The sequence below is a fragment of the Leifsonia sp. C5G2 genome (genome assembly GCF_013359685.1).
Lineage (GTDB): Bacteria > Actinomycetota > Actinomycetes > Actinomycetales > Microbacteriaceae > Leifsonia.
Genome location: NZ_JABFMV010000002.1, coordinates 48244 through 65267 on the forward strand (window position 1 = coordinate 48244; position 17024 = coordinate 65267).

16 protein-coding genes are annotated in these 17024 nt (G+C 70.6%); all 16 read left to right on the forward strand.

Features of this window, described 5'->3' with window-relative positions; all coding sequences use genetic code 11:
- Positions 1-24: 24 nt before the first annotated feature.
- Positions 25-396, forward strand: coding sequence for a histidine triad nucleotide-binding protein (locus HNO83_RS03010; RefSeq protein ID WP_175336048.1), 372 nt, complete (start codon positions 25-27; stop codon positions 394-396).
- A complete protein-coding gene (locus tag HNO83_RS03015; RefSeq protein WP_175336049.1) occupies positions 383-1474 on the forward strand; it encodes a PhoH family protein in 1092 nt (363 codons plus the stop codon). The genes HNO83_RS03010 and HNO83_RS03015 overlap by 14 nt, the downstream gene beginning before the upstream one ends.
- An 8-nt stretch (positions 1475-1482) precedes the next feature.
- Entirely contained in the window at positions 1483-1944 is a 462-nt protein-coding gene (ybeY, locus tag HNO83_RS03020; protein ID WP_175336050.1) for an rRNA maturation RNase YbeY, read from the forward strand.
- Between the two features lie 8 nt (positions 1945-1952).
- Positions 1953-3341: a hemolysin family protein gene (locus HNO83_RS03025; protein ID WP_175336051.1), complete on the forward strand. Its 1389-nt coding sequence runs from the start codon at positions 1953-1955 to the stop codon at positions 3339-3341.
- On the forward strand, positions 3338-4231 hold the full coding sequence (gene era / locus HNO83_RS03030) for a GTPase Era (protein WP_175336052.1): 894 nt from the start codon (positions 3338-3340) through the stop codon (positions 4229-4231). Before HNO83_RS03025 ends, era begins: the two co-directional genes overlap by 4 nt.
- Positions 4232-4327: 96 nt before the next feature.
- Positions 4328-6193: a sensor histidine kinase gene (locus HNO83_RS03035; protein WP_175336053.1), complete on the forward strand. Its 1866-nt coding sequence runs from the start codon at positions 4328-4330 to the stop codon at positions 6191-6193.
- The gene (locus tag HNO83_RS03040) at positions 6190-6882 is read left to right on the forward strand and encodes a response regulator (protein WP_175336054.1); all 693 of its coding nucleotides are present in this window, start codon (positions 6190-6192) and stop codon (positions 6880-6882) included. Before HNO83_RS03035 ends, HNO83_RS03040 begins: the two co-directional genes overlap by 4 nt.
- A 93-nt stretch (positions 6883-6975) precedes the next feature.
- Positions 6976-7731, forward strand: a complete 756-nt coding sequence (locus HNO83_RS03045; RefSeq protein ID WP_175336055.1) for an ABC transporter ATP-binding protein — start codon at positions 6976-6978, stop codon at positions 7729-7731.
- A complete protein-coding gene (locus HNO83_RS03050; RefSeq protein WP_175336056.1) occupies positions 7728-9173 on the forward strand; it encodes an FtsX-like permease family protein in 1446 nt (481 codons plus the stop codon). The genes HNO83_RS03045 and HNO83_RS03050 overlap by 4 nt, the downstream gene beginning before the upstream one ends.
- A gap of 112 nt (positions 9174-9285) precedes the next feature.
- Complete coding sequence (locus tag HNO83_RS03055) at positions 9286-10569, forward strand: alpha/beta hydrolase (RefSeq protein WP_175336057.1); 1284 nt, start codon at positions 9286-9288, stop codon at positions 10567-10569.
- A complete protein-coding gene (locus HNO83_RS03060) occupies positions 10566-13052 on the forward strand; it encodes a bifunctional lysylphosphatidylglycerol flippase/synthetase MprF (RefSeq protein WP_175336058.1) in 2487 nt (828 codons plus the stop codon). Before HNO83_RS03055 ends, HNO83_RS03060 begins: the two co-directional genes overlap by 4 nt.
- Before the next feature lie 119 nt (positions 13053-13171).
- A complete protein-coding gene (locus tag HNO83_RS03065; protein WP_175336059.1) occupies positions 13172-13462 on the forward strand; it encodes a hypothetical protein in 291 nt (96 codons plus the stop codon).
- A gap of 73 nt (positions 13463-13535) precedes the next feature.
- Positions 13536-14147: a hypothetical protein gene (locus tag HNO83_RS03070; RefSeq protein ID WP_175336060.1), complete on the forward strand. Its 612-nt coding sequence runs from the start codon at positions 13536-13538 to the stop codon at positions 14145-14147.
- A 24-nt stretch (positions 14148-14171) separates the two neighbouring features.
- Positions 14172-15218, forward strand: a complete 1047-nt coding sequence (locus HNO83_RS03075) for a peptidoglycan-binding domain-containing protein (RefSeq protein ID WP_175336061.1) — start codon at positions 14172-14174, stop codon at positions 15216-15218.
- Positions 15209-15826: an ATP-binding cassette domain-containing protein gene (locus tag HNO83_RS03080; protein WP_175336062.1), complete on the forward strand. Its 618-nt coding sequence runs from the start codon at positions 15209-15211 to the stop codon at positions 15824-15826. Before HNO83_RS03075 ends, HNO83_RS03080 begins: the two co-directional genes overlap by 10 nt.
- Before the next feature lie 11 nt (positions 15827-15837).
- Positions 15838-16908 carry a hypothetical protein gene (locus tag HNO83_RS03085; RefSeq protein ID WP_175336063.1) on the forward strand — a complete coding sequence of 357 codons (1071 nt, stop codon included), beginning with the start codon at positions 15838-15840 and terminating at the stop codon, positions 16906-16908.
- The last annotated feature ends 116 nt before the right edge of the window (positions 16909-17024 follow it).

Sequence of the window (17024 nt, forward strand, 5' to 3'; positions counted from 1 at the left end):
GCCCGCGCGAATAGGATGGAGGACATGGCAGAGACGGAACCTTCGATCTTCTCGCGGATCATCGCGGGCGAGATCCCGGCCGACGTGGTGTACGACTCGGAGCGCATCATCGCGTTCCGCGACATCGCGCCGCAGGCGCCGGTGCACCTGCTCGTCGTGCCCAAGACGGAGCTGTACCGCGACGTCACCGAGCTCGCGGCGGGCGACCCCGCGCTGCTCGCCGAGCTCGTCGCCACCGCGAAGCGGCTGGCCGACGAGCACTCCGACGGCGACTTCCGTCTCGTCTTCAACACCGGCGCGGGCGCGGGACAGACCGTGTTCCACGTCCACGCGCATGTCCTCAGCGCCAACGACAGAGGACACAGCCTCCAGGAAGGATCACTTGGCCAACTCTGAAGCCACCCAGGGCCCGTCGAACGCGGGGGAGCACGGCGCCGAGGCGCGCCTGAGCGTCGACGGCGTGCAGATGGTCCGCCTGCTCGGCCCGCAGGACCGCCTGCTCACCACGCTCGAGCGGCAGTACCCGCTCGTGAACGTGCACGTGCGCGGCAACGAGATCACGCTCACCGGCGACGCGACCCAGGTGGGCGCGGCGCAGCGCCTCGTCGAGGAGCTGCTGCAGATGGTGCGGAACGGCCAGGAGCTCTCGCCCGCCGAGGTCACGAGCTCCGCCCGCATGCTCGGCACCGACCTCAACCTGAGCCCGTCCGACGTGCTCGGGCAGGCCATCCTGACCGCGCGCGGCAAGAGCATCCGCCCGAAGACGCTCGGCCAGAGCCAGTACGTCGACGCGATCGACCACAACACCATCGTGTTCGGGATCGGTCCGGCCGGAACAGGCAAGACCTACCTCGCCATGGCCAAGGCCGTGCAGGCGCTGCAGCGCAAGGAGGTCACCCGCATCATCCTGACGCGCCCGGCCGTCGAGGCGGGGGAGCGGCTGGGCTACCTGCCCGGCACGCTGACCGACAAGATCGACCCCTACCTGCGGCCGCTCTACGACGCGCTCAACGAGATGTTGGACCCGGACCTCGTGCCGAAGCTGCTCGCGGCCGGGACGATCGAGGTGGCGCCGCTGGCGTACATGCGCGGCCGCACGCTCAACGACTCGTTCATCATCCTCGACGAGGCGCAGAACACGACGCCGGAGCAGATGAAGATGTTCCTGACGCGTCTCGGCTTCAACTCCAAGATGGTCGTCACCGGCGACATCACCCAGGTCGACCTGCCCAATGCGGCCAGCGGCCTGCGGCTGGTGACGCGCGTGCTGAACGGCATCGACGACATCCACTTCGCCCGGCTGACCAGCGAAGACGTCGTGCGGCACAGCCTCGTCGGCCGGATCGTCGACGCCTATACCGAGTACGACGCACGCCAGCAGGCGCGGCACTACGAGCGCGAGCAGGCGGCCGAGTTCGCCAACCGCGCCGAGCGCCGCAGCGGCATGCGAGACCACCTCCCGAAGCGACGATAAGGGCCGCCGTGAGCATCGAGATCAACAACGAGTCGACCATCGAGGTGGACGAGTCCGCCCTGCAGCGGCTCGCCGCGTACGCGTTCGACATCCTCCACGTGCACCCGGACGCCGAGCTCGCCATCGTGCTCGTCGACGAGGCCGCCATGGAGCAGCTGCACGTGCAGTGGATGGACGAGCCCGGCCCGACCGACGTGCTCAGCTTCCCGATGGACGAGCTCCGCCCCGGCACCGAGGAGGAGCCGTCGCCCGCGGGCCTGCTCGGCGACGTGGTGCTGTGCCCGCAGGTCGCCCAGGTGCAGGCCGAGACCGCCGGCCACACCCTGCAGGACGAGCTGCTGCTGCTGACCACGCACGGCATCCTGCACCTGCTCGGGTTCGACCACGCCGAGCCGGCCGAGGAGCGCGAGATGTTCGCCATCCAGCGCGACATCCTCGTCGGCTTCGGGCGCTACGACCGACAGCGCTAGGGCCTGAGATGCTGCAGGCGCTGTTCTTCATCGTCGCGTTCCTGCTGGTGGCCTTCGGCGGCCTCATGGCCGCGGTGGACGCGGCCCTCGGCGTGCAGTCGCGCGGCGACCTCTCCGACCTGGCCGAGACCTCCCGGGCGAAGAAGTCGCTGCTGGCGATCTCGCAGGACCCGGGCGCGTACCAGAACGCCGTCGGATTCACTCGCCTCCTCGCCGAGACCACCGCGGCCGTGCTGGTGACGCTCGCGTTCGAGCAGATCTTCGAGCAGTGGTGGGTGTCCCTCATCCTCGCCGCCCTGATCATGACGGCCGTGTCGTTCGTGCTGGTCGGGGTGAGCCCGCGCAGCGTCGGCCGGGCCAACTCGACCGTGCTGCTGCGGCTCGCCGCGCCGATCGTCCGGTTCGTCCGGGTGGTGCTCGGGCCGATCCCCGGCGGACTCGTGGCCCTCGGCAACCGGGTGACGCCGTCGCGGGCCCGGTCGGCGCCGGTGACGAGCGAGGAGCAGCTGCTCTCCATCGTCGACGAGGCCACCGAGTTCGACGTGCTGGAGGAGGACGACCGCGAGCTCATCCACTCGATCTTCGAGTTCAACGCGACGGTCGTGCGCGAGGTGATGATCCCGCGCACCGACATGAAGACGGTGGACTCGACGGCGGGGCTCGGCACGGCGATGGGTCTGTTCTTCTCCACCGGCGTCTCGCGCATGCCGGTGATCGACGGGGGAGACCCGGACGAGGTGGTCGGCATCCTGTACCTGCGCGACGCCGCGAAGCTCAGCTACGAGCGACCTCTCGGCGCCGACGAGCTCACCGTGCGCGAGCTCGCGCGGCCCGCCCTGTTCGTGCCGGAGTCGCAGAAGGCCGACGCGCTGCTCGCGCAGATGCAGCGCGAGTCCAACCACCTGGCCATGGTCGTCGACGAGTACGGCGGCATCGCCGGGCTGGTCACGCTCGAGGACCTCATCGAGGAGCTGGTCGGCGACATCTCGGACGAGTACGACCACGAGGTCGCGCTCATCCAGCCGCTCGCCGAGGGCGTGTACCGCATCGCCACCAGGCTTCCCATCGACGATCTGGGCGAGCTGTTCGACCTGGAGATCGAGGACGAGGACGTCGACAGCGTCGGCGGGCTCGTCACCAAGGCGCTCGGCCGGCTGCCCGAGGTCGGCTCGACCGTCACCGTGCACGGGCTGCGCTTCACCGTCGACCGGATCGAGGGCCGGCACAAGCACGTCGCCACGGTGCTCGTCGAACGGGATGTCGCCCTGCTGCCCGAGGGCGACGCCGCGACCGGGCCGGTGCCGCATGCCGGCGACCGCCAGCCCGACCGCCACGGCGACCGCCGTGCCGACCGCCACGCCGACCACCGCCACACCACCCAGGAGACCAGATCGTGACCGACTACCACGCCGGATTCGTCTCATTCGTCGGCCGACCGAATGTCGGCAAGTCGACCCTCACCAACGCGCTCGTGGGCGAGAAGGTCGCCATCACCAGCTCGAAGCCGCAGACGACCCGCAGGGCCATCCGCGGCATCGTGCACCAGAAGGACGGCCAGCTGATCCTCGTGGACACGCCGGGCATCCACCGCCCGCGCACCCTGCTCGGCGAGCGGCTCAACACGCTGGTGCAGTCGACGCTCGGCGACGTGGACGTGATCGGCTTCTGCGTGCCGGCCGACGAGAAGATCGGGCCGGGCGACCGCTTCATCAACGAGCAGCTGGACGCGTACCCGCGGGCGAAGAAGGTCGCGATCGTGACCAAGGTCGACGCCGCGGGCAAGGCTCAGGTGGCCGAACAGCTGCTCGCCGTCTCCGCGCTGCGCGAGTGGGAGGCGATCGTGCCCGTCTCGGCGGCGAGCCACATCCAGCTGGAGACGCTCAGCTCCGAACTGATGAAGCTGCTGCCGCTCTCGGAGGCGCCGCTCTACCCCGACGAGGCGATCACCGACGAGGGTCTGGAGGACCGCATCGCCGAGTACATCCGCGAGGCCGTGCTCGAAGGGGTGGAGGACGAGCTGCCGCACTCGCTCGCCGTCACCATCGACGACATCGTGGAGCGCGACGACAAAGACCTGGTCGAGGTCTACGCCAACCTCTTCGTCGAGCGGGACAGCCAGAAGGCGATCGTCATCGGAAAGGGCGGTAGCCGCATCCGCGACGTCGGGGCGGCGGCCCGCGGGCCGATCGAGAAACTGCTCGGCCGGCACGTGTTCCTGTCGATCCGCGTGAAGGTCGCGAAGGACTGGCAGCGCGACCCGAAGCAGCTCGGCCGCCTGGGCTTCTGAGCGGCCGGGCCGGCGCGTCCGGCGGTGCGTACATCCCGAGGATGATTCCGCCCTCCGGATGCCGGCCGCTGTGCGCCCGCACCGTACCGTAGAGGCATGCCCGACCTCCGCCGACCGCTCGCCGCGCTCGCGCCCTACCGCTGGGTGCTCGAGCCGGCGCTGGCGCTCGCGCTGTTCGCGGCGTGGTTCCTGACCGGGCTGCCGTACGACATGGCGGCCACGCTCGCCCTCGTCTTCTACACCGCCGCGATCGCGCTGTCGCGCATCCTTCCCGGGGTCGCGCTCGGGCTGCTCTGGGTGGGCGTGCTGCTGGAGCTGACCGAGCAGGAATCGCTGGAGGCCCCGTACCGGGTGATCGCCGCCGTGGCGGTGGTCGCCGTGCTCGTGGGGGTCGCAGCCCACGGCGGGCGGGTGCTGCGCTGGCTCGACTTCGCCTCCGCCATCCTGCTCGGACCGGCCGTGGCCTACCTGTTCACCGTGCGCGGCGACCTGAAGTTCCCGCAGTTCGGTCCGGTGATCGCCGGGTACTACACCAGCCAGGGCATCGGCGTGCTGCTGATGAGCCTCCTGCTCGCCGTCATCTTCGTCGCTGCCTGGCTGCTCGGCTTCCTGGTCGCCCGGCAGCGTGCGGCGCAGACGGCGCAGCACGGCACGGCGACCTCCGTGCTGGTCTGGCTGGCGTCGAGCGGCGGGGCCGAGCAGACGGAGGACGACCCGTCCCGCCCCGAGCTCGTGCGCAGACTGACGCGCGCCCAGCTCACGTTCGACATCGCGGGCGCCGTCGCCTTCACCGCGTTCTGCCTTCTCGTCGGCGGCGTCTGGGATCGGGCGGGCTTCCTCGTCACGACGGCGTTCGCCGTGGCGATCGCGCTGCGGCGGATGTCGCCCGCGGTATCCCTGTCGCTCGCCTGGCTCGGGGCCGTGCTGCAGATGACGACCGGGCACAGCATCCTGGTCAGCGACATCGCGGTGCTGATCGTGCTCTACGCGACGGCCGCGTACGGCGACCGAATCGTCCGCGGCGCCGGTCTCATCTCGGCGGGTGTCGGCGCGCTCGTCGCCGCGCTGTACCTGACGGTCACCGCGGCCGTCGCCCAGGGGTACTACGACCTGCTGTCCAGTCAAATCGCCGGCGTGGCGCTGCAGTTCGCCTTCCTCTTCGTGGTCAGCGTGACCGTCCTCGGGCTGTCGTGGGTGCTCGGCCTGCTCGTGCGCACGTGGCGCAACGCCCGGGTCGCGCGCCGCGCCAGGGTGGAGGCGGAGCTCGACCGCAACCGCGCCGTCCAGGATGTGGTGGTCGAGCAGGAGCGCACCCGCATCGCCCGCGACATGCACGACGTCGTGGCCCACTCGCTCGCCGTCGTGATCGCGCAGGCGGACGGCGCCAGGTACGCCCGCCAGACCGACCCGGAGGCGGTGGACGAGGCGCTCGCGACCATCGCGTCCACCGCGCGATCCGCCCTCGGCGACGTGCGGGTGCTGCTGGCGGAACTGCGCCAGTCGCAGCCCGAGCCGGGGCGCCCGGCCGGTGCGCACGACGGCCCGCAGCCGTCGCTGGCCGACCTGGACCAGACGGTCGAGCACATCCGCTCGGCCGGCCTCCCCGTCACGCTGGAGCGCGAGGGGGACATCGCGGGGCTCGGCTCCGCGCAGCAGCTCGCCGCCTTCCGCATCGTGCAGGAGGCGCTCACCAATGCACTGCGCCACGGCGACACCAGCCGCCCGGCCGGCGTCGTGCTCGCCGAGGCGCCCGCCGACCGCGGCCCCGGCCTCGTCATCACCGTGAGGAACACCATGAGGAACACCACCCCCGAACCGACGACCTCCGGCTCGCTGCTGCGGATCGGCCACGGCCTGCCGGGGATGCGCGAGCGCGCGTCCCTCGCCGGCGGCTGGCTGACCGCCGAGGGGCGCGACGGCGAGTTCGTCGTCACCGCGTTCCTGCCGGGGGCGGCGGCGTGAGCGGCGCCGCGGTCGTGGCGCCGCCCATCCGCGTGCTTCTGGTGGACGACCAGCCGCTGTTCCGCGCCGGCGTCCGGATGCTGCTGGGCTCGCAACCGGACCTCGAGTTCGCCGGCGAGGCCGGCAACGGCGAGGAGGGGGTGCGGGTGGCCGCGGAGACCCGCCCGGACGTGGTGCTGATGGACATCCGGATGCCCGTGATGGACGGCATCGCGGCGACGAGCACGATCATCGCGGACGCCGAGCGCGCCGGGCGCACGCCGCCGCGGATCGTGGTGCTGACCACCTTCGACCTCGACGAGGCGGCCGCGCGAGCGATCCGCGGGGGCGCCTCCGGGTTCGTGCTGAAGGACGCGGAGCCCGAGTTCCTGCTCGCCGCCATCCGCACGGTGCACGCGGGCAGCGCGGTGATCGCGGCAGGGGCGACGCGCGAGCTGTTCGAGTACTTCTCGGCGGCGCAGCCGAGCCGGCAGGAGCCGCCGGAGTTCGCGTCGCTGACCTCGCGCGAGCGGGAGATCTTCGTGCTCGCCGCCCGCGGGCTGAGCAACGCGGAGATCGCCGGAGGGGAGTTCCTCTCGGAGGCGACGGTGAAGACGCACATCTCGCGCATCCTCGCCAAGCTCGGGCTCCGCGACCGCGTGCAGATGGTCGTCTACGCGTTCGAGCACGGTCTGACCGGCGGCGAGTAGCCCGGCGTCCGCCTCGGCATCATCCTCAGGGAGGACACAGGATCGCCCCGCGGCCCGATCCGCCGCGCGACGCCGCTCCGTAGCGTTGGATGCATGGAGCTGACTCTCACCGAAACGGTGGCGCGCGTCGACGCGGCCACGAAGACCTACGGCACCGGGGCCGGACGCGTGAACGCGCTCGACGGGGTCACCCTCGGCATCCCGGCCGGCCGGTTCACGGCCGTCATGGGCCCGAGCGGGTCCGGCAAGTCGACGCTGATGCACGTGATGGCCGGCCTCGACTCCGTCACCGACGGACGCGTGTTCCTCGGCGACACCGAGATCACCCACCTCGGCGACGCGGAGCTGACCCTGCTGCGCCGCCGCCGGATCGGCTTCGTCTTCCAGTCCTTCAACCTGGTGCCGACGCTGGATGTGCGCGGCAACATCCTGCTCCCGTTCGAGCTCGACGGCCGCCGGCCCACCCGCGAGCAGTCCGAGTGGATCGACCACCTCGTCGAGACGCTCGGCCTCACCGGGCGTCTGACCCACCGGCCGCACGAGCTCTCCGGAGGCCAGCAGCAGCGCGCCGCGATCGTGCGGGCGCTGGCGACGCGTCCCGATCTCGTCTTCGCCGATGAGCCCACCGGCAACCTGGACTCGCGCACCGGCCGGGAGGTGCTGGGGGTGCTGCAGGAGGCGGCCCGCACCTTCGGCCAGAGCATCGCCATGGTGACGCATGACCCGGTCGCCGCGAGCTTCGCCGACCACATCGTGTTCCTCGCCGATGGGCGCGTCGCAGCGGAGCGCAGCCCGTCCTCGGCCGAGGAGATCTCCACGTTCATGCTCGGGATGGAGGCGCGCGCGTGAGCCGCCCGCTCTCCGCCTTCCGGGCCAATGCGCGTGACCACCGCGCCGGCATCCTGGTCGCCGCGCTCAGTTCGGCCTTCGGCGTCGCGCTGGTCGGCGGTGTCAACGTGCTGGGCGCCTACATCGGCGCCTCGCAGATGGGGGAGCACGGCTCGGTGCGGATCGCCCTCGCGGTCGTGGCCGGGATCTTCTTCGCGGTGGCCGTCTACGTCGGCGCGATCGTCACCACCAACACGTTCGCCACGGTGATCGCCGGCCGGACGCGCACGATCGCGCTGCTGCGACTGATCGGCTCCAGCTCCCGCGCCCAGCGCCGCTCCGTCGCCGGGGAGGGCCTGGCCGTCGGGCTGCTCGGCGGAGTCGCCGGCGGTGCCGCCGCCGCCGTGCTGTCGCTGCTCGCCGTGCGGGTGCTCGTCGCCGTCGGCGCGCTTCCCGAGGCGGCCTACCCGGTGCTCAGCGCCTCGATGGTCCCGCCCGTGATCGTCGTGGTGCTCACCACCTGGCTGGCGTCCTGGGTGGGCAGCCGGCGCGTGCTGACGGTGACCCCGATCGAGGCGCTCGGTGCTGCACAGGAGCGGCCCGCCCAGGCGCTTCGCACCCGTGGCCGCCTGGCGGGCTCGCTCGTCCTGCTCGTCCCGGGCGTCGCCCTGCTCGTGCTCGGACTGCTGCTCGGCCTCGGCATGTTCGTCCGCCTCGGCGGCCCGCTGGCCGACCTGTCCTCCTACGGGGTCCTCGTCGCGATGGCGGGAGGCATCCTGTCGTTCACGGGCATCGTGCTGGCCGCGCCGTTCTTCCTGCCCGGCGTCCTCCGTCTGGTCGGGCTCGCGTTCGGCCGCGGCGCCGCCGGACGACTGGCCGCGGCGAACGCCGTGCGGAACCCGGAGCGCAGCTCGCGCACCGCGATCGGTCTCGTGATCGGCGTGACCCTGATCACCATGTTCGTCGTCGCGGCGTCGTCATGGCTGCAGCAGATCCGGGAGGCCGCGGCGAAGGAGCCCGGGATGTACGAGGGCGCCGACGGCGTCATCGGCGGCACCCTCGCGGTGTTCACCGTGCTGGTCGGCTTCTCGGCCGTGATCGCCGCGTGCGGTGTGGTCAACACCCTCTCGGTCAGCGTGCTGCAGCGCAGGCGCGAGCTCGGGTTGCTGCGCGCGCTCGGCTTCAGCGCCGCGCAGATCCGGCGGATGATCCTCGCCGAGAGCGCGCAGCTGGTCGTCGCCTCGGTGGTCACCGGGCTGGTGCTCGGCACCGCCTACGGCTGGATCGGCGCGCAGTCGCTGCTGGGGATGATCCCGGGCGGAGGCCTGCTCGCTCCCGCGCTCCCGTGGCCGTTCCTCGCGGCGATCGCCTTCGCGGCGGCCGTCCTGGCCGTCGTCGCGGCCCTCGCGCCGACGCGCCGGGCGACGCGCGTCTCGCCGGTGGAGGCCCTGGCGGTCGAGTGAGCGCGCTGACAGTTGGCTGAACTCTCACAGAGCCTCAGCTACTCGTGATCTGAGCGCTGAATAATGAGTCGTTCGCCCGTTCCGCGTGAGAGGACCCGCCCTGGACCCGCTGATGACGCTGAGGATCGACAGACTGTCGTTCCTCATCCCGCTCTACCTCGTCGCCGCGGCACTCGCGCTCTACCTGCTCATCCGCCCCACCTGGCGGCGGACGCTCGCCGGGCTCATCGCCGCGGTCGCCGGCGGATTCGTCGGCTGGTTCGTGGTGTGGCTGGTCGACGACGTGATGGACGTGTTCGGTGTCGCCCTCACACCCGTGACGACGCTGTGGACGGCCCTCGGTTTCGGCGGGGTGAGCCTCGCGATCGCGAACCTCTTCCGGTCGCGGTGGTGGCGCAAGCTGATCGCCGCCGTCAGCATCCCGGTGTTCCTCGCGTCCGCGTTCTGCGGCATCAACGTGGACTTCGGCGCCTACCGCAACCTGAACGACGCGCTCGGCGTCGTGCCGTACCGCGGCCTTCAGCTGCACAGCGAGCACGGTGAGGTCGTGAGCGGGACGAACTGGCGCGCGACCACGTCGGGGAGCGCGACCGTGCCGGCGAAGGGGGAGGTCGGGACCGTCCGCATCGCGGCGACGCAGTCGCGCTTCCCGGCGCGCGAGGCGGTCGTCTACCTCCCGCCGGTGGCGCTGACCGCCGATCCGCCCGCGCTTCCCGTGCTGTACGCGCTCTCCGGCCAGCCGGGCGCCCCGGCCGACATGTTCACCGCGGGCGGCATCGCGGCGTCGATGGACGCGTTCGCCGCCAAGCACGGCGGCTACGCGCCGATCGTGGTCGCCGCCGACCAGCTGGGCGGCCCCGGGCGGAACCCGATGTGCGTCGACTCCCGCACCTTCGGGAACTCGGCCACCTACCTGCTGACGGATGTGCGCGACTGGGTGCGTTCGCACCTGCGGGTGAGCAGCGATCCGGCAGGATGGGGGGTGTTCGGCTACTCGCAGGGCGCGACGTGCGCCGTGCAGTTCGCGACAGGGCGGCCCGACCTCTTCGGTTCGGCGCTGGCCTCGTCGAGCGAGCTCGGGCCGACACTGGGGAACGAGGAGCTGACCATCCAGACCGGATTCGACGGGTCGAAGGCCGCGTACGAGAAGGCGCAGCCTGCCGCGGCGCTGGCCGCCCACGCGCCGTACCGCGACTCGACGATGGTGTTCGGCGCCGGTCAGAACGACGCCAAGTACACCGCCTTCGCCCACAAGCTCTACGACGATGCGACGGCCGCGGGTGTGAAGGCTCAGCTGCTGATCTCGCCCGGAACCGCCCACGACTGGAAGACGGTGCGCTACGTGCTGGCGCACGGCTTCCCGGCGATCGCGCGGCAGATGGGGCTGGGTTCGTGAAACCTCGCGCTGTGCTCGCCCGCACGGGCAGGCTCATCGTCCAGCATCCCTTCACCACCGGGGTGACGCTCCTGATCCTCGTGCTCGCGCTGGCCACCGGTCCGCTGCGCGGGCCGCATCGGCCGCTCCGCGGCTGGGTCGGCGCCGGCGCCATCCAACTGATCGACGGGCACTGGTGGTCGCCGTTCACGGCCGTGCTGTTCACGGACGACCTCTTCGAGCTGATCGTCGTGCTCATCCTGACTGTCGCGCTCGTCGGAGTGTCCGAGCGACTGATGGGCACCTGGCGCACGGCGCTGGCGTTCTTCGGCACCGCGGCGGTCGGGATCGTGGTCGGCGCTGTCGTGCAGGTGGTGGCGAACAACGTCGGCGAGCTGTGGGCGCGCAACGTGCACGGACTCCTCGTGCTCGACGTCTTCACGGCGATCGGCGGCACGATCATGACCGCGAGCGCGTTCGCCGGGACGCTGTGGCGGCGCCGCATCCGCGTGATCACCCTCCTCGTCGCGATCATGTACCTGCTGTACTCGGGACTGCCGTCCGACCTCTACCGGCTGCTCGCCGTCCTGACGGGACTGGGGCTCGGACCGCTGCTGCGGCAGACGCGGGTGACCGGAGGCTGGCTGCGCAGCTCCCACCACGAGGTCCGGGTGCTGCTCGCCTCCGCGCTGACCATCACGGCTCTCGGTCCCGTCATCGGCCTGCTCGGCTCCACCCGCTACGGGATGCTGTCGCCGATCGGCCTGCTGTTCAGCAACGAGGCGCCGAGTGCCACCACTGTCGTGGAACGCTGCCAGGCGTTCGCGGTGACGCGCGCCTGCTTCCGCGACCTCACCCTGGAGCGCATCAACGGCCTCGGGCCGGTCCTGCTGTCGGTGCTGCCGCTCCTCCTGCTCCTCGTCGCCGCCTACGGCCTGCTGCGCGGCCGCCGCTTCGCGGTCTGGCTCGCGGTCGCCGTGAACGGGCTCCTGGCCCTGCTGTCGGCGCTGTACTTCGGCATCCTCCCTATCGCCTCGACCCGCCCCGCCGTCTCGCCGCGGTACTGGGAGGTCACGATCATCCTGGGCCTCTCCACCCTGGTGCCGCTCGCGATGGCGGTGCTGCTGGTGGTCTACCGGCGGCACTTCACCGTGATGCCGTCGATGCGCGCCGTCCGCCGGTACGTGCTGCTGCTGATCGGCACCGGCGTCGGGCTCGTCGGGTTGTACGTGCTCGTCGGCTGGCTGCAGAAGGACACCGGGTTCACCCGGCCGGTGGATGTCGGCGACCTGCTCGCCGACGTGCTGGAGCGCTTCGTGCCGGTCAGCTTCCTGCGCCGCGAGCCGGTCGAGTACCTACCGACCACCCCGCTCGCCACGATCGTCTACCACAACATCGGTACGGTGTTCTGGATCGTCGCGATCCTCGGCGCCATCCCCGCCGTGCTCGGCCGCGGCCTGCGGCGCAAGCCGAGCGGCGACGCCGCGCACGTGCGCGACCTGCTGCACCGCGGCGGCGGCGACGCGATCTCGTACATGGCCACCTGGCCGGGCAACTCCTACTGGTTCGACCCCGTCTCGGGCGGCGCGATCGCGTACCGCGTCGAGGGGCGCGTCGCGCTCACCACGGGCGGCCCGTTCGGTGTGCCGGGACCGCACGACGGCGCCATCCAGGGCTTCGCGCGCTTCTGCGACGACAACGGCTGGATCCCGGTCTTCTACAGCGTGGACGCGCACTACACCCCGCTGTTCGAGCGGCTCGGCTGGTCGACGATGACGGTCGCGGAGGAGACGGTCATCCGCCCCCAGCTCTGGGCCACGACGGGCAAGAAGTGGCAGGACGTGCGCTCGTCCATCAACCGCGCCCAGCGCGCCGGCATCCGCTCGGAGTGGACCAGCTTCGCCGCGCTGCCGCTCACCACGACCGTCCAGCTCTCCGACATCTCCGAGCAGTGGGTGGCCGAGAAGGACCTGCCCGAGATGGGCTTCACCCTCGGCGGCCTCGACGAGCTGCGCGACCCGGAGGTGCGGCTCATGCTCGCGGTCGACGAGAACGGCCGGGTCGAGGCCGTGACCAGCTGGCTGCCGACGTTCCGCGACGGCATCGTGATCGGCTGGACGCTCGACTTCATGCGCCGCCGCCCCGACAGTATCAACGGCGTCATGGAGTTCCTCATCGCCGAGGCGGCGACCCGGATGAAGGAGGACGGCATCGAGTTCATGTCCCTCTCGGCCGCGCCCCTGGCACACACCGCGGCCACGCCCGAGGGCGACAAGGACACCATGGACCGCCTCCTCGGCTTCCTCAGCTCCTCGCTGGAGCCGGTGTACGGATTCCGCTCCCTGCTCAAGTTCAAGCAGAAGTTCCAGCCCGAGTTGCACCCGCTGATCATGGCCTACCCCGACCCGGTGGCGCTGCCGGCGATCGGCATCGCGCTCGTCCGCGCGTACCTGCCGGAGCTGTCCGTCGCGCAGGCGGCGACGTTCGTCCGGGGACGGGGCTAATGCACGTACTAATTGCGGACAGATCTGTCTGCCCCCGTCGCGAAACTCAATAGTCTTCCAAGACACTCTCTCGAGAACCTGGCCCACAGTGCGGGCGAGAGGGCGAAACGGAGGATCGCGTGAAGAAGATCACCATCGGTTCGGGCATCGCCCTGGTCGCTGCGGTGGCGGCGACGGTGTTGCTGGCCGCCCCGGCCCAGGCGTACAGCTACTCCGCACTCGGGGGGACTGTGACACATAGTGGCGGGCCCTCGGCGAGCTATTACCACGGCTCCAAGTCGCACCTGATCGGTGTCGGCACGTCTCGTGGCACCTTCAAGAGCGGGTGGGTCACCCCGGGGATCACCGTGGCCGTCAACGTCACCGGCACTGTGTACGGACCGTTCACTTATCAGCCGGCCGTCCGCTGAGGTGACAGGCGATGGGTCGAGGTCTTCTCGACCCATCGTCGCCTCATCGATGCCTCGTTAGGAACACAGCATTGTGCGAGCACTGAGAGAATCCGTCACGCTGTCGGCAATCGTCCTGGCGCTCCTCACCGGGTGCGCCGCCACTGAAGCCCCCGGCACCACGATCGCTGTCGGGGACGTCGACTTCACCGGGCCGTGGGCGAAGGAGTTCTCCGACGCCTATCGCAAAGCGACCTCCCCATTTGTGAAGGCCGCGCTGAGAGACGGCAAGATCAGCGATCAGGAGTTCGCAGAGATGGAACAGAAGTTCCGTTCCTGTCTCGCGGATGCCTCCGTCGGATTCGACGGCTTCGGGCCGGGCGGAAGCTATTCGACCGAGAACCTCAATGGGATCAGCACCAGCGAAAACCAGGCCGCGACCGACCGGTGCACGGACGAATCGGGACAGTATCCCATCGGCACCTTCTACTACTGGGTGAAGAGCAACCCGCGAAACCTGGATGGGCCGACGATCATCGCCGCCTGCTTCGTCAAGAAGAAGGTGGTTCCCCCGGGGTACAGCGCGAAGGACTACACCAGGGACTCCCAGAACGACTCCTTTCCGTTCTCGACGCACGACGGAGAGGGAGCGAAGGTGATGCAGGAGTGCAGCTACGATCCGCTGGGGCTCATGAATGCCGACTGAAGCACCTGCTCCGAAAGACGCCCGGTGAGCGCAGCACGGAGGATCTCGGTTCCCCGCATCGGCCTGTACGCGATCGGGGCGATCACCGCCGCCGCGCTCGGCGCGAGTGGGGCGGTGCTCTTCCTGGCGCCCGCGACCCCGACGACCCTCAGCACTGCCGGACCGGCCACGAGTGTTCCGGTCACGTCGTCGGAGTTCCGGGACGAGCGCCGCGTCGAGCTCACGGTCGCGCAAGGTCCGGAGATACCGATCACCAGCCCGATCGCCGGCCGCATCACCCGGTCGCGGTGCGGCGTGCAGCCCTTCGAGTCGGGGGCCTCTTCCCTGGCGGTGAACAGCGTGGCGGTCGTCAGCCTCGCAACGGCGGTTCCGCTCTGGCGTGACCTCGCCCTCGGCGACACGGGCGAGGACGTCACCGCACTGCAGAGCGAGCTGGCGCGGTTAGGGTACCCCGTTGCCGCCGACGGCACCATCGGAGGCGGCACGCTCGCGGCGATGACGAAACTCATGCGGAGTATCGGGGACACCGCCTACCGATCGCAGACGGTGCCCGCCTCGCGGATCCTGTGGATCCCCGCGCCGACGACGGCGCCGGAATCGTGCGATCAGAGCGTCGGCAGCACGGTAGAGGCCGGAGGCACCCTGGCGACCGTCCCCGGAGCGATCACCGCTCTGAGGATCACCCGGCTGCCGGAGGCACCGCTTCCCGGCGAGCGCCTGCTCGCTCTCGACGGGCAGACCGTTCCGGTGGGGGAGGACGGCGCCGTCACCGATCCGGCCGCCCTGGAAAGCCTCACGAAGACGGCAACCGTCCAGCTGGCAAGGAAGAGCACGGAGTCCTCGACCATCACCGCGCAGTATCGGCTCGCGACGCCGATCAGGGTGACAGCGGTGCCGCCGACGGCGGTGTTCGCGGTCGGCGACCAGAAAGGGTGCATCCGAAGCGGAAAGGTCAGCATCCCGGTCACGGTCGTCGGCTCGCAGCTCGGTGAGACCTTCGTTCTCGTCGACCGCTCGACTCCACCGTCCACCGTCGAGATCGCGCCGAAGAGGCAGCCGCCATGCCGGTGATCGCCGACAGCCTGGGGCATCGTTTCGCCGGAAGTCCGTGGCTCTTTCGCGGGCTGAGCCTACGCCTCGTCCCCGGCAGGGTCTACGCGGTGACCGGGCCCTCCGGATCGGGAAAGAGCACGCTGCTCGCGATCCTCTCGGGTTGGACGAGGCCCGTGGAGGGCACCATCGATCGCCAGGATGTCGAAAGGGTCGGCTGGGTCTTCCAGAATCCACACGGGAGTCCCCGCCGCTCGGCCGTGGACCACGTGAGCTTCGCTTTCCTCGCACAGGGGCTCTCTCCACGAGACGCCGACGAGAAGGCGCGGACGCTCCTCGATCGCTTCCGGTTGAGCGACGTGGCGGAGCGTGACTTCCGCCGACTGTCCGGCGGAGAGGCGCAGCGGCTGATGCTGGCCCGAGGCCTCGCCGCAGCCCCGCACCTTCTGCTGGTGGACGAGCCGACCGCGCAGCTCGACCCACTCACGGCCGACAGGGTCAACGAGGCGCTGGCAGTGACCGCATCCGCCCAGACCATCGTCGTCGTGGCCACCCACGACCATCGAACGCGCGAGGTCTGCACCGACCACGTCGACCTGAGCCGCTGTCGACCGGACGCGTCACCGTGACAAGGAGCCGGATGACGGTCCGCGCGCTCTTTTACGAGGCGTATCGAAACGTCGGCACGGGAACGACGCGCACCGTCCTGCTCGCCATGCTCTTGGGTTCCGTTGTGGTCGCAGCGATCTTCGTCGATGGCCTGACGATCCGCCAGATCATCGCGGAGGCGGATCGGTTCCAGAGGTCCGCGGCCTCTGTTCTGACGGTCGACGCGCCAGGCCGGATCGACGGGGCGCGCTGCGAGGCGCTTGGGCGGATTCCGGGCGTCCGCGCCTCGGGCGCAGTGCGCGCGACCGACGACAAGCTCACCTCTGTCGTCCTTCCCGACGCTCCCATCCCCGTCAGCGAGGTGACGCCGCACTTTCCTCGCCTCCTCACGGGTGACCTCGACCCGGGAGAAGGGGTCGTGCTGTCGGACGAGGCGGCCGACCTTCTGCACCTCGGCACGGGTGCGAGCTTCGATGCGGTCGAGGGAACCGCTCGGATCGCAGGTCACTACGCGTATCCTGACGACGGCCGCCGTCCCGGTTTCGGGTATCGCGCCCTCATCGTCACTGCCGCGAACACGCTCTTCGACGAATGCTGGGTCGACGCGTGGCCCCAGATCCCGAATCTGAGGTCCCTTCTCTTCTCTACGGTGAGCGGCGACGGGAGCGCCGACGGCGACGGCCCTGAGCTTGCTCAACTCAACAGTTCGCTGGGTGTGTCCTTCGACGGGCACGCACGGTTCGAGGCGCGCATCACGCGCCACCTTCCTCTGCTGGTCGGGATCGTCTCCTGCGCGGTGGGCCTCGGTGCGCTCCGCCTTCGCAGAATCCAGTTGGCGTCCTCCCTGCACTGCCGGATGTGCAAGCGCGACCTCATCGCGGTGCAGCTCCTGGAGGCGGCGAGCTGGATTGTTCCGGCGGCGTGCGTCGGCGCCTGCGTCGCCCTGATCCTCGCCGCCGCCGAGGGTCGCGACTTCGCGGCCGTCGCCGCCGCCGAACTGCGATTTCCCGTCACCGCCGCCCTGGGTGGGCTCGCCGGGACGGTTCTCGGCGCGGCGATGTCCCGTGAGCGAGACCTCTTCCGCTACTTCAAGGACCGCTGACGTCCGACCGGCCGTGGTACCCTCGGTGCTGTGTACGGTCTGCTCCTCCTTAGCTGCCGCGACGAGTCCTAGTTCCGGGCCTCACTCGTCGCGGAGTTCGTCGTCGGCTCTCCACC

What these genes read in the sequence shown, in the direction of transcription:
- HNO83_RS03010 (WP_175336048.1), top strand. Translation starts at nt 25, where the DNA reads ATGGCAGAGACGGAACCTTCGATCTTCTCGCGGATCATCGCGGGCGAG.
- HNO83_RS03025 (WP_175336051.1), top strand. Translation starts at nt 1,953, where the DNA reads ATGCTGCAGGCGCTGTTCTTCATCGTCGCGTTCCTGCTGGTGGCCTTC.
- HNO83_RS03035 (WP_175336053.1), top strand. Translation starts at nt 4,328, where the DNA reads ATGCCCGACCTCCGCCGACCGCTCGCCGCGCTCGCGCCCTACCGCTGG.
- HNO83_RS03045 (WP_175336055.1), top strand. Translation starts at nt 6,976, where the DNA reads ATGGAGCTGACTCTCACCGAAACGGTGGCGCGCGTCGACGCGGCCACG.
- HNO83_RS03055 (WP_175336057.1), top strand. Translation starts at nt 9,286, where the DNA reads ATGACGCTGAGGATCGACAGACTGTCGTTCCTCATCCCGCTCTACCTC.
- HNO83_RS03080 (WP_175336062.1), top strand. Translation starts at nt 15,209, where the DNA reads ATGCCGGTGATCGCCGACAGCCTGGGGCATCGTTTCGCCGGAAGTCCG.
- HNO83_RS03085 (WP_175336063.1), top strand. Translation starts at nt 15,838, where the DNA reads ATGACGGTCCGCGCGCTCTTTTACGAGGCGTATCGAAACGTCGGCACG.